Here is a 12,788-nt window from a genome sequence, read left to right as displayed (position 1 = left end):
GACCAGCAGCTCTTCTGCCGGCCGCTGGATTGCCTTGCGCTTGTAGTTGCGGAAGCCATCCGAGGTCGGCTCAAGCGGTGCGAACGAGGCAGCATCGGTCTGCTCCTGCGTCGCATCCGTCCGGCCGGGCCTGAACGGCACTTTGACATCCCGGCCGGCATTCTTTGCCGCCGCTTCGATTGCCGCGTTGCCGCCAAGAACGATCAGGTCTGCCAGCGAGACCTTCTTGTTACCGGCGCCGGCGTTGAACGCCATCTGGATGCCTTCGAGGGTCGAGAGCACCTTGGCCAGTACCGCCGGCTCGTTCACGTCCCAGTCTTTTTGCGGTGCAAGGCGGATGCGGGCACCATTGGCGCCGCCGCGCTTGTCGCCGCCGCGGAACGTAGCCGCCGAGGCCCATGCCGTGTTGACGAGTTGCGAGACCGACAGACCCGACGCCAGGATTTTTTCCTTCAGCGACGCCGCGTCCTGATCCGAGATCAATTCGTGATTGACCGCCGGAACCGGGTCCTGCCAGATCAGCTCTTCGCCCGGCACTTCCGGGCCGAGATAAAGCGCTTTCGGCCCCATGTCGCGGTGCGTGAGCTTGTACCAGGCGCGGGCAAACGCGTCGGCGAACTCCTGCGGGTTCTGGTGGAAGCGGCGCGAGATCTTCTCGTAGATCGGGTCGAACTTAAGCGACAGGTCGGCCGTTGTCATCATCGGCGCATGTTTCCTGGACGGATCGTGCGCGTCCGGGATCATGTCTTCGGGACGAACATCTTTCGCGCGCCACTGGTGTGCGCCGGCCGGGCTCTTCGCAAGTTCCCAGTCATAGCGGAACAACACGTCGAAATAGCCATTGTCCCAGGTCGTCGGGTTCGGCTTCCACGCGCCTTCGAGGCCGCTGGTGATCGCATGTGCGCCAAGACCGGACTCGTACTTGCTGGCCCAGCCGAAACCGAGCGCTTCGATGGGAGATCCTTCCGGCTCTGCGCCGACAAGCGCCGCATCGCCTGCGCCGTGAGCCTTTCCGAAGGTGTGGCCACCGGCGACCAGCGCGACGGTTTCCTCGTCGTTCATGGCCATCCGTGCAAATGTCTCACGCACGTCGCGGCCCGAGGCCAAGGGATCCGGGTTCCCGTCCGGTCCCTGCGGGTTGACGTAGATCAGACCCATCTGCACTGCAGCCAGCGGATCGGCGAGTTCGCGCTCACCGGAGTAACGGCTGCCGGGCTTGTCGCTCGTAGCGAGCCACTCGGTTTCCGAACCCCAATAAACGTCTTCCGAAGGCTCCCAGACGTCGGCACGTCCGCCGCCGAAGCCGAAAGTTTTGAACCCCATCGATTCAAGCGCCACGTTGCCGGTCAGCACCAGGAGGTCAGACCAGGAGATCTTGTTGCCGTATTTCTGCTTGATCGGCCACAGCAGGCGGCGCGCCTTGTCGAGGTTGCCATTGTCCGGCCAGCTGTTCAGCGGCGCAAAGCGTTGCTGGCCCATCCCGGCGCCGCCGCGGCCATCACCGACGCGGTAGGTGCCGGCCGCATGCCAGGCCATGCGGATGAAGAGTCCGCCGTAATGACCCCAGTCTGCAGGCCACCAATCCTGCGAATCGGTCATCAGCGCATGCAGGTCTTTCTTCAGCGCCTCATAGTCGAGCTTCTGGAACTCTTCCGCATAGTCGAACTGCGGGCCCATCGGGTTCGACAGTGACGAGTACTGGTGCAGGATTCTGAGGTTCAGTTGGTTCGGCCACCAGCCGGAATTCGTCGGCGCGGTCGTCGTCACACTGCCATGCATGACAGGGCACTTGGCTTCAGTACTCATGTTCTCTCCGATTTTTGTCAGACTGTGGGAAACTGTAGCGCCTAACTCACCCCGGCGAAACTATAGATCAAATAGATTTTCCAAGGCCGAGGTATAGGTTACGCCACTGGCTGCGCAGCGCGCGCGCTTGCGGCGCGCCGCACCAACCTTCCTCCCATTTTTTTGCAAGGTGCAGCCACTTCAACATTGCTACATACCGGCATATCAGGTGATTAGCGAACTGTTCGCACCAGAGACGCCCGCGAACGCCAGGGAACCCGCAGATTGCCCAGGAAGCCCAGCCAACCCGAAGGGCCGATCAAACGTGCCATTCGCAATGCGGGCTGGCTGCTGGCCGGCAAGGGCGTTGGCGGCGTCTTCAGCCTTATCTATCTGGCTATCGCGGCACGCAGCCTTGGCGCAGAACAGTTCGGCATCTTTGCCCTGATCCTCTCTTACGGCCAGGCCGTCGCAAACCTCGCGCAATTCCAGTCCTGGCAGACTGTGGTGCGCTACGGCGCCATCCACGAGGCGGGCAATGCGCACGATAAGCTGCGCCGCATCATCCTCTTCTCGGCGTTGCTCGATCTGGGCGCCGCCATCATGGGCGCGCTGCTGGCGGTGTCCGGCGTCTATCTCTTCGGCGCGCAGTTCGGCTGGTCGAATGACCAGCAGGACATCGCAGTCCTGTTCAGCCTGTCGCTCCTGTTTGGCCTGCGCGGCGCGCCGACTGGCATACTCAGGCTGTTCGACCGTTTTGATATTGCGGCCTATGCGGAGACCGTCCTGCCGGCGATGCGCCTGTTCGGCGCCGTCATCGCCTGGCTGAGCGGCGCTTCGATAGCGGGATACCTGATCGCCTGGGCCGCCGCCGAACTCGTCACCACAATCGCTATCTGGTGGGCCAGCGTCCGCGAACTGCGCCGCCGACACAAGGGGCCTGTCCCGGGGGGCCGGTTGCGCGGCGTCGTCACTGAGAACGACGGCCTGTGGAAATTCGCATGGACCACAAACCTGACGACCTCGCTGAACCTCGTCTGGAAACAGTTCCCGGTCCTCGCCGTGGGCTGGGCCGTCGATGCCGTTGCGGCCGGCGGATTCCGGATCGCGGCCCAGCTCGCCGGCGCCCTGAACAAGCCGACTATTGCGCTGGCGCGGGCAATCTATCCGGAATTTGCCAAACTGGCGGTGACCGACCGCGCCGGGATCCGCCGCGCCGTCGGGCGCGCCTGCATCATCGGCGGGCTGTCTGGCCTGGTTGCCCTCGGGATCGTCGTCCTGCTCGGCAGGCCGGCTCTCCAGCTGATGGGCGGCGACGCTTACCTCTTCGTCTACCCCGTACTGATCGTCCTTGCGCTGGCGGCCGCCTTCGAGCTTGCTGGTGTAGCCATCGAGCCGGCGCTTGTGGCGCTCGGCCGACCGGGGCAGGTCCTTGCGGTCCGGGCCGTCGTTGCGGCCCTGTATGTGATGCTCCTGATCTGGATGGTGAAGATCTGCGGCTCAATCGGGGCCGCCGCCGCCACTGCCGTGACCTCCCTGCTTCTGGTGGCGCTGCTGTACGCCGCCTTCCGCCGTGTGGCGGGCCAGACTCCCGCCTGAAGACTCCCGCCTGAAGACCCCCGCCTGAAGACCCCGGCGAAGCCATTCCCACCCAAGCGATTTTCCGGAGTGGCGCCGCGCCTTTGTCACAAAACGCCCGAACTGAAGCGCACGCGACACGAAACTGTCCAAAACGTAATACTTCTGCGAGAGTTCACTTGACGATATGTATCATTCGCGTGAATTCCATGTTTGATGCTGGTCGATTGCGGCGTATCGCCAGCCTTTGGCGTGAGATCGGGGGCAGTACATTTTGGTACGAACCGTAACGACGGCAGGGACAAGTCCCCGCTTGGGAACATTCGGTTCGGCGTGTGAAGCGCTGGATTATGCAGCCAAGGGGCTGACCGGGATCAATTTTTATGGCGCTGATGGCCGGCTGATTTCCAGCCTCCCCTACGCTGACCTGCGCAGCCGGGCCATCGCCATGGCTGGCCATCTCGCTGCCGCTTTCCCGCGCGGCTCCCGGCTCGGGCTGGTCGCAGAGACGTCTCCGGACTTCCTGATTGCATTCATGGCCTGCCAGTATTCGGGCATCGTTCCGGCGCCCCTCAGCCTACCCGCCGCCTTTGGTGGCCGTCAGACCTATGAATGGCAGGTCAACAAGATGGTCCGCCGTGCGGGCCTCGCGGCTGTCCTCGCGCCCAAGGCGCTGCGCGACATCCTCACTGCGGCCGTTGCCTCCGAGGGTATCGCGGTGCTCGACCTGTCCGGATCGGACCTGCCCGAAGGGTCGATCGCTGCATTCCCGCATCAGGCGAATGAGCTGTCCTACATCCAGTTCTCCTCGGGCAGCACCAGCGAGCCTAAAGGCATCGTCGCCACCCAGGCCAGCCTTTCGGCCAACTGCCGCGCCATCATCCAGGAAGGCCTGCAGGTGCGCGAAGGCGACCGCGCCGTCTCATGGCTGCCGCTGTACCATGACATGGGCCTCGTCGGTTTCTTCATCGCACCGATGTATGCCCAGTTATCGATCGACCTGCTCTCGCCCAGCGATTTTGCCCGTCGCCCGGGCACCTGGCTGAAACTGATCAGCGAGAACAAGGCTACCCTCTCCTACAGCCCCAGCTTCGGCTACGAACTCTGTGTGCGTCGTTATCGCGGTGAACCGCTCGACCTGTCCAGCTGGCGCGCCGCCGGTATCGGCGGCGACATGGTACGCTGCGATGCCCTCAATGAATTCAGCGAAATGTTCGCGACTGCGGGCTTCAACGCATCCGCCTTCGTACCCAGCTATGGTCTCGCTGAGTCCACTCTGGCCGTGGCCTTTGCACCCCTCAACGCCGGACTTCGAACAGACCGGATCGATCTCGGCCGGATGCAGAACTCAGACCGTGCTGTTCCGGCTTCAGACCTTACCCGCGAAGGCGGCGACCGTACCTTCGTTGCGTGCGGACGCCCCCTTCCTTCTATGCAAGTGATGATAGCCGACGAACACGGCAACGAACTTGAACATCGCCAGGTCGGCCGCATCCTTGTTCGCGGTCCATCGATTGCAGCTGGATATTTCCGGGTCGGCGAACCCATTCAGCCGCTGACCGACGCCGAAGGCTGGCTCGATACCGGAGACCTTGGCTACTGGCTCGAGGACGAAGTGGTCATCACCGGCCGATCGAAGGACATGATCCTCTGGAACGGCCGCAACATCTGGCCGCAGGACATCGAGTGGATTGCGCAGAAGGCCGGTGGCCGCTCCATCGCTCGCTCGGCCGCCTTCGAAACGCAAGACGACACCGGCTCACCCCGCATCGTTCTTCTCGCCGAGTGCCGCGCCCGCGAACCGGAAATCCGCGAAGAACTGGTCCGCGACATTTCCGCCGCCGCACGTGCCGCAGCCGGTGTGCCAATCATGGTTGAACTGATCAGTATAAAGACATTGCCGGTCACCAGCTCCGGCAAGCTGAGCCGCGCCGGGGCACGTGACGCCTATTTGTCCGGTGCCTGGTCCAACGATATGGGCGGCGCCGCCGGCCTTGCCGCCATCGCGCCCTGACAAGGCCCATCTGACAGGATGGACGCCCGGCCCCGTATCGCGCTGACAGGAGCAACGGGATTCGTCGGGCAGGCCCTCCTGCCAATGCTGCTGGCCGGCGGTCAGTCCGTTCGCGCCCTCGCGCGCGCTCAAAAGAACCGAAGCCTCACCGAACAGCCCGGCCTCGACTGGATTGGCGGCGAACTCACCGACATCTCCGCACTGCAAAGCCTTACCGCGGGCGCGGGCGTCGTGATCCATCTCGCCGGCGTAACCAGGGCCAGGAGCGCGGCGGTTTTCGACGCGGTCAACGCGCAGCAGACGGCCGCCCTCGTCGCCGCCGCCCGCGCCGCGGGCGTGAACCACTTCGTCCACGTCTCGTCCCTGACCGCCTCGCGCCCTGAGGTCTCCGCTTATGCCCGCTCAAAAGCTGACAGCGAACACCTTGCCCGGGAGCAGGCCGGCGACATGCCTCTGACCATCGTCCGCGCGCCCGCCATCCTCGGCCCCGGCGATACGGCCACCCAGCCGGTCCTCTCGCTGCTTGCTGCCGGCCTGCTGCCCATCCCGGGCGGGCGAGCCGGCGATTTCCGTTTCTCGATGATGGATGTGCTGGACCTTTCCCGGTACCTGCAGGCCCTCGCCGCCGTGTCTGCCGGCGGGCACCGGTTACTCACGCCCGCCGGGCATCTCAGGGTCGGCTGGGACGACCTCGCCGACAGCGCCGCGCGGGTGACCGGCCGGCGCATCCGGAAACTGTATTTGCCCCCTTTCCTGATGCAGGGGGCAGGCTATCTCGCGGACTTTGCTGGCACGATAAGCGCCAACCCGCAGGTCTTCTCCAGCGGCAAGGTCAGAGAGATGCTTTCCGGCGACTGGATTGCCGAAACGCAGATCGACGCGCCGCTCCAACTGCAGGAAACACTGGCACGGTGCCTTGCTCCGTTTCTGGCATCTGGTAGGCAATCCGGGGGCGATGGCCGCCAACCGTACGGGAGTGACACGTGAAACTCGATCAGGCATCCTTGTTTGATGAAATTTCCAAAGTGCTGTCCGCACGCAGCCATACCGGCATCACGATCACTCCGGAAACCCGTATCGGGGCAGATCTCGAGATCGATTCCGTCGAGATATTTGACATCGTGATGGAACTGGAAGACCTCTACGATATCAGTTTCCCGATCGAGCAAGCTTCCAACATCGACACTGTCCGGGACCTTGTCGCAACCATCAGGCAGCTGGCCAATGTTTGACAGTGACGTGAAGAAAAAAGACATTTTTTCGAAATTCGACAAGCTTGTAGAGCGTTTTCAGGCTGTTACGGCCCTTGGAAAGACGCCCTTCGGGATGGTGTTCGAGGATATCCTCTCCCCCACCCGCGCCCTCGTCGGCGGCCGGGAAATCATACTCGCCGGAACGAACAACTATCTCGGCCTGACCTATTCCGACGAGGTCAAGGCCGCCGCCCGGAACGCCATCGACGAGCACGGCACGGCCACCACTGGCAGCCGCCTCGCCAATGGCACCTTCTCCGAGCACGTCCTGCTTGAAGAGGACCTGAAAGCCTATTTCGGCGCCCGGTCCGCCATAGTCTACACGACGGGCTATCAGGCAAATCTTGCTGCCATCAGCGCCCTCGTCGGGCGCGGTGACCACCTGCTGATCGATGCCGACAGCCACGCCTGCATCTATGATGGCTGCCGCCTCAGCGACGCTGAAACCATCCGCTTCCGTCACAACAGCCCTGACGACCTTGCCAGGCGCCTCGCGCGGCTGCCGGAAGAAGGTTCCCGCCTCGTCGTTGTCGAAGGCCTCTACTCGATGCTCGGCGATGTTGCCCCGCTCGACGAATTTGTTGCCGTTGCCCGCGAGCATGGCGCCCTGCTTTATGTTGACGAAGCCCACTCGGTCGGCTGCTATGGCGAACGCGGCCGCGGCATCGCGCAAGCCCAAGGCGTACTGGACCAGATAGACTTTCTGTCCGGCACCTTCTCGAAGAGCTTCGCCTCGATTGGCGGATTCTGCGTGTCTCGCCATCCGGAGTTTGACTACACGCGCTTTGCCAGCCGCGCCTATCTTTTCACGGCGTCCGGTTCGCCGTCGAATATGGCGGCGGCACGTGCAGCTCTGAGACAGATAGAGACAGGTGTGGACCTCGGCAAAATCCTCTGGGAGCGTGCACATCAGTTGCATTCCGGGCTGATCGCTGGCGGCTTCACACCTGCTTCCGGTCCGGGTCCCATCATCGCGGTTCCGCGTTCGGACGAAATGACCGCCGTGCGCGAATGGAACCAGTTGATGGACGCGGGCATCTATGTGAACCTCGCTGTTCCGCCCGCCACGCCGCACGCGAAATCCCTGCTTCGCCTCAGCGTGTCTGCCGCGCACAGCGAAGAGGAGATCAACCAGATCCTCGCCGCCTTCTGCAGTCTCAACGGCTGAGACCCTTCGCCCTCAGCGGAACGCGCCGGCCCGGTAGAGCCGCCAGGCCAGCATCGGCGCATTGAGCACGGGGCGCTTGCGTTCCTTCTCGGTGACCTCGAGCCGGACACCGGAATGGCTCTCGATCTTCTCCAGAATGTAGTCGAGCCCGGCATCGAAAGTCGCGGCAGCCTTCAGCACGCGGATTGCACCCATCGGCTTTCCCGCGACCTGTCGCGCTATCCACCGCGCCCGGCAAAACATGCGGCTCAGACCATCCGCCTCCGGACGGTTCTCCGGAAACAGAAGCGCAGAGAGGCGACGATAGCGTTCCTCGAACCGGAGGACAATTTCGCGCGCCCGCGCGTCCGGATTCTCAGGTCGCAGCTCTGTCCGGTAGCTTGCCGCCAGTCCCCGCACCCAGGGCTCCAGCGAATCATACGGCCGCTTGACAAGGGGCCGTGCTTCGTCCGCGAGCTTCAGGCATGCGAAGGCGAGCGTATCCATCAGCGCTGCGTGAACGTCCGGATCGTCGGCAATCACCGTCGCGGGCTGGGCAAAGCGTGCCCATAACATTGTCTCGAACGCACCGCCCCGGGTGCGCCGGTGGAAGGCTTTTTCGGACACGATGGCATACTTGCTGCGCAAACGGTTGCCCGCCTCATCCCGGATCTCGAGGAAATGTACACTCGGCGGAATAAGGAACGATGCCAGCTGTTTGAGGCCGTTGCCGTGCACGGCGCGGTAGCTGCTGACGATAGCGTAGAAGTCCAACATCTTTTCGGACTGTTCGCCCTGCCGCAGCGCTGAGCCATAAAACACGAGGCCGCGCACCGCGCCCGGATGGCGCACGCGGATGGCCTCTGCAACTGCCGCGGCGGCCCGGCTGACCTGCACCTGGTCATCGCGCACGATGGCGCGCAATCCTTCAATCACATCGTCGCGCATCATCTGAGGAAGCTGATGGGCTGGCTCACGCTGATCGTGATGCGTCCATCCGGCGGCGCGGGCAGGAGTTCGCCGTCGAGGACCACCGGGCCGGTGTAGATCAGGTCCAGCGCATCGGTCCGGTGGCTGGTCAGGCCGTGACGCACCATCTGCGGCCCGGTCCAGCCCGCGATGACCTTCAGAAAGGCCGCGCGCAGGCCGCGTATCGGCCACTCAGCATGGGTCATCGCGATCGGCGCGTTGCCATCACCCCAGAACGGCTTAAGTCGCAGGCTCAGCGACGGCAGCGTCGTCATCAGGCTCATCGTGTGCTCACCCTGCAGGCGGAACACCTTGCAGTTCGCCACCATCGCACTGGCGCGCAGCAAGGGAAGTCCGTCTTCGTCGAGATGGCTTTCAGGGGACAGAACAAACCGCATTGCCGCCTCACCCACGGCGCGCGAGCCCCGGTCGCCCTCGCCAAGGATTTCGCGCTGCGCATAAAGCATCACCCGCGCCAGCGATCCGGTGGAGAGCAACATCCCGATCGCCGGTTTGGCCAGCGCCGCGCTCTCGACCCGCAAACCGGACTGGTAGACGCGGGCCACCGACGCGCCGTCATGGCGAAAGCGCGCGATGAAATCGACGATCTGTTCGGGCTCGTGCAGCCGAAGGCCGCACACCTTGTAGGCCAGGTTGGTACTGCCGCCCGGCAGTACCGCAAACTCAGGCAGGCCGTGAAACCTGGCGTGCAGCGCAAAACATGCGGACAGTACCGCCTGCAACGTGCCGTCGCCCCCCTCCACGAATACCGACCGGACGCCGGCGTTCGCCAGCACTGTCATCTGTGCGTCGAGATTGGAAAAGTCGTCGAGCCGCACAAGCTGTGCGCCCGGAATACTCGCAGCCGCAGCTTCCAGAAGTGAGCCCTTGCGCTGGACGCAGTGGCTGCGGGGATTGAAGACGAGCCCTACGGGCGCGTTCATTTCCGTTCTTCCTTCTGCAGCGCCAGCCACATCCCCGCGAGTATCAATCCCATCGTCGGCAACAGGACGGCCGCCACCGCGCTGAAATTCCCGTTCTCCGCCAGCGTCTTCAGCACACCGTCCACCACCATGAAGGCAAACCCCGCCGCGATGCCGGTGGCCAACGCCATGTCGCTGCTGTCGCGGCGGCCATAAAGCTGCATGATCGGCACGGCGAGGATCAGGAATCCGAGGCAGGTCAGCGGCAGAGACAGCCGGTTCAGCGCCCACAGAAGATAGGCGCTCGAAGGACGGCTTCCGGAGCCGCGCATCTCGTTGAAGGCCAACAGGTCGGCAAAGGACATGTCGCGGGGCTCGGTCAGCAGCTTGCGGACACTCCCTGGCGTTTGAGGGCTTGGCAGGAAATTGTCTGACTGCATTTCTTCGCCGTCAAACCGTTGTTGGCGGGCATCCGAAAGCTCCCAACCACCCTTCACCGGTCGCGCACTGTCCGCGGTGGTGATTGAAATCACGGTGCCGCTTGCATCCCGCTCGAAGATCGTGATCCCGGACAGCACATCATCCTGCAACCCCTGAAGTTCAATCAAGCGCGGACCGTCGGACAGCCAGAGCCGCTCCGGCATTTGTGAATCCTCCTGCAGAACCTCACTGCCCAGCCAGTTCTGCAACGCCGCGCTCGCCGGCGGGCTGGCACGGTCGATCACCACGGCCGAGACGATGCCGGCCAGCAATACTGCGGGGATCAGCATGCGGATTTGCCCGAAAATCGACACGCCGGCCGCCGATATGATCACCAGTTCGTTGCGCCGGAACAGCGACGCATAGGTCAGCAGCACGCCCAGCAGCAGGGCGAACACGATGGTCCGGTCAAAGAGGATCGGCAGGCGAAGCCACATATACCGCATCTGCCCGGCAAACCCAGCGCCATCCGGCAGCTTGTCGGCATTGCCCAGCGCATCGAGCACGCCCAGCAGGGCGACCATCGCCAGCACGGCAATGACCAGCCGTTGAAGAAAAAGTATCGAAAGGTAGCGGTGAATATGTTTCATGATGAGGGTGTCTTCCGGCCGTCACCGGCAAGATAAGCCGCCCGCGTCTGCAACTTGATCCTGGGGCCGCCAAACAACAGCCGCCGTGTAGCCAGCCTCTGGAACAGAAGCAGCGCCACGACCCAGATCAGCGCCACAAACGGCCAGAAAACGGCCCAGGCAGGTACGCTGCCCTCGCCGCCGATCGCCAGCAGGTATTCAAACACTTTCTGCACGCCGAGCAGAAACAGGATGCCCAGCACGACCCCGCTCGATCTCGGGATGCGTCCGAGGTTGAGCCCGAGGATGACCGCAATCAAAGGCATCACGATCAGCAGCGCCGCCCGGCTCGTCCGGTCGTGAAAGTCGGCCACCGCGACCACTGCATCCACATTCCCAGACCGGTCGGTTTGCTCAACCGACAAAAGCTCCGGCAGGAACAGCTCGCGTTCGTCACCGCCTCGCGGGCGAAAGTCGCCGCCCTCGGAATTGATCGGCCAGGTGAGCTCGCTGAAATCCAGCCGGTCACCCTCATCGATGGTCCCCTGCCGGCCAATGGTGCCGCCGGAGCCCTGGTCGAGCGTGATCACCCACTTGCCGCTGGCCACTTCGGTCAACCGGCCCGAACCGCCCGTCAGAAAAGTCCGCGATCCGTCTGGCCTGGTCTCGAGAATGAAGGTCTGGCCAAGGCGCCGGGTCGAGGGCGCCACGCTGTCGGTCCAGACAATCCGGCCATCGAACTGCACGAACTTGCGTTCCTGGAAAGCCGTAATCACCGACTCGTGCTGCATATTGTGCACGATCTGGCGGTAGCTGTAGCGTGACAGGGGCTGCAGGAAACCCGAGATCAGAAGGGACAGCACCGCCAGCATCATAGCGAAACCCACATAGGGCCGCACAATCCTGTAGAGCGACACGCCCGCCCCCATCAGCGCCACGATTTCCCCGGAACGGCTCAGCCGATCGATGGTCACGATCATCGCAATCAGGAAGGCGCCGGGTATCGCGAGGTCCAGGTAGTGCGGGATCAGGTTCGCCACCATCAGGGCCGCCGCAACCGCCGTACTCGACGATCCCGAGACGATTTCAATAATCCGGATGAGCCGCTCCAGCAGCAACAGCGCAATAGCCAGCACTGTCAGACCCGCGAACAGGCCGACCAGGCTTCTGATCAGGTAACGATCCAGCTTGGCGATCATACCTGCTATTGCACCTCTTGAAACCAATCCGCCCCTGCTTTCAGCAGGCCGCTTCACCGAACGCTGAGCCCTTCCATTGATCCAGGCGCCGCCTTGGCATTACTGAGATGCAATCGTAAGCAATGTGCCACAATAGGAATGTGTTGATGCGCGTTGGCAAGGCTCTGCTCATCTTATTTATGGCGCTGCCTGCTGTCGCCATGGCAGATACGAGCCCGAAGCTGGATATCCGCCCACACGAAGCCCCCGCCAGGTGCGGCAGCCACGACCCGCAGCTGGAAGTGCTGGTCACGGGCGTCGAGGCCAGGGGAATACTCACCGTAGAGTTGTACAGGCCGAGCAAGAACGATTTCCTGCGCAAGTCGTCGCGAATCCAGCGGGTGCGCGTCCCTGCCGAAGCCGATTCGCAGACGGTCTGCTTCAACCTCAAGTCCGCAGGTATGTACGCCCTCGCCGCCTACCATGACGTAGATGCAGACCGCGACCTCGCGCGCCGATGGAACATGCTGCCGGCCGAACCCTTCGCCCTCTCGAATAACCAGCCACTGCGCCTGCGCATGCCTAGCTTCGAGGACGCCGCCTTTTTGGCCGGCAAGGAAACAACCCGCATCCGGCTCGTGTTGAAGCAATGAACGTGCACACCAATCTTCCCGGTAGTCCTGACAGCGGCGCCGCCATCTCGGTGCGCAAGGTCGCAACGGCGTCAGACCGCAAGGCCTTCCTTGATGTGCCCTACCGCGCCTACCGCGACCTGCCCGAATGGCGCGCCCCGCTCCGGTTCGAGCGCGCCGCCCAGATCGACCCCGCACAAAATCCGGCGCTCGCCCGCATGACCTGCGAAATGCTGCTGGCCCGGCGCGGCGACGAGGTC

Annotated in this window: 11 protein-coding genes and 1 pseudogene; 7 read left to right on the top strand and 5 right to left on the bottom strand. The window is 63.4% G+C overall.

Features of this window, described 5'->3' with window-relative positions:
* Positions 1-1,806: catalase/peroxidase HPI (gene katG / locus WEA77_RS13405; protein ID WP_368068386.1), on the bottom strand; the 1,806-nt coding region annotated here is incomplete at its 3' end.
* Between the two features lie 264 nt (positions 1,807-2,070).
* Here katG and WEA77_RS13400 point away from each other — a divergent pair.
* The 5 genes from WEA77_RS13400 to WEA77_RS13380 all read left to right on the top strand — a co-directional run bounded on the left by WEA77_RS13400 (position 2,071) and on the right by WEA77_RS13380 (position 7,798).
* A complete protein-coding gene (locus tag WEA77_RS13400; protein ID WP_368068385.1) occupies positions 2,071-3,384 on the top strand; it encodes a lipopolysaccharide biosynthesis protein in 1,314 nt (437 codons plus the stop codon).
* Between the two features lie 253 nt (positions 3,385-3,637).
* Positions 3,638-5,377, top strand: a complete 1,740-nt coding sequence (locus tag WEA77_RS13395; protein ID WP_368068384.1) for a fatty acyl-AMP ligase — start codon at positions 3,638-3,640, stop codon at positions 5,375-5,377.
* A gap of 18 nt (positions 5,378-5,395) precedes the next feature.
* Positions 5,396-6,364, top strand: coding sequence for an NAD-dependent epimerase/dehydratase family protein (locus tag WEA77_RS13390; RefSeq protein WP_368068383.1), 969 nt, complete (start codon positions 5,396-5,398; stop codon positions 6,362-6,364).
* Positions 6,361-6,609, top strand: coding sequence for an acyl carrier protein (locus WEA77_RS13385; protein ID WP_368068382.1), 249 nt, complete (start codon positions 6,361-6,363; stop codon positions 6,607-6,609). Before WEA77_RS13390 ends, WEA77_RS13385 begins: the two co-directional genes overlap by 4 nt.
* Complete coding sequence (locus WEA77_RS13380) at positions 6,602-7,798, top strand: aminotransferase class I/II-fold pyridoxal phosphate-dependent enzyme (RefSeq protein ID WP_368068381.1); 1,197 nt, start codon at positions 6,602-6,604, stop codon at positions 7,796-7,798. Before WEA77_RS13385 ends, WEA77_RS13380 begins: the two co-directional genes overlap by 8 nt.
* A 12-nt stretch (positions 7,799-7,810) precedes the next feature.
* On the opposite strand, the gene WEA77_RS13375 is transcribed toward WEA77_RS13380, so the two are convergent.
* From WEA77_RS13375 to WEA77_RS13360, 4 genes are read right to left on the bottom strand one after another with little or no spacing between them, the layout of a single operon-like run.
* Positions 7,811-8,728 carry a hypothetical protein gene (locus tag WEA77_RS13375; RefSeq protein WP_368068380.1) on the bottom strand — a complete coding sequence of 306 codons (918 nt, stop codon included), beginning with the start codon at positions 8,726-8,728 and terminating at the stop codon, positions 7,811-7,813.
* Positions 8,725-9,690, bottom strand: a complete 966-nt coding sequence (locus WEA77_RS13370) for a diacylglycerol kinase family protein (protein WP_368068379.1) — start codon at positions 9,688-9,690, stop codon at positions 8,725-8,727. Before WEA77_RS13370 ends, WEA77_RS13375 begins: the two co-directional genes overlap by 4 nt.
* On the bottom strand, positions 9,687-10,739 hold the full coding sequence (locus WEA77_RS13365) for an LptF/LptG family permease (RefSeq protein WP_368068378.1): 1,053 nt from the start codon (positions 10,737-10,739) through the stop codon (positions 9,687-9,689). The genes WEA77_RS13370 and WEA77_RS13365 overlap by 4 nt, the downstream gene beginning before the upstream one ends.
* Positions 10,736-11,917 (bottom strand): LptF/LptG family permease, encoded by a 1,182-nt coding sequence (locus WEA77_RS13360; RefSeq protein WP_368068377.1) that lies wholly within the window; start codon positions 11,915-11,917, stop codon positions 10,736-10,738. Before WEA77_RS13360 ends, WEA77_RS13365 begins: the two co-directional genes overlap by 4 nt.
* Positions 11,918-12,063: 146 nt before the next feature.
* Here WEA77_RS13360 and WEA77_RS13355 point away from each other — a divergent pair, with 146 nt between their 5' ends.
* Both WEA77_RS13355 and WEA77_RS13350 read left to right on the top strand, forming a co-directional pair.
* The gene (locus tag WEA77_RS13355) at positions 12,064-12,549 is read left to right on the top strand and encodes a DUF2141 domain-containing protein (RefSeq protein WP_368068376.1); all 486 of its coding nucleotides are present in this window, start codon (positions 12,064-12,066) and stop codon (positions 12,547-12,549) included.
* Positions 12,550-12,551: 2 nt separating this feature from the next.
* Positions 12,552-12,788: pseudogene (locus WEA77_RS13350) on the top strand (N-acetyltransferase); the annotation flags it as partial.

This window comes from Hyphomonas sp. (genome assembly GCF_040882205.1).
In the GTDB taxonomy this organism is placed as follows: Bacteria; Pseudomonadota; Alphaproteobacteria; order Caulobacterales; family Hyphomonadaceae; genus Hyphomonas.
The sequence above is the reverse complement of the archived record's forward strand: the minus strand, read 5'-3'. Positions and strand labels throughout refer to the sequence as shown.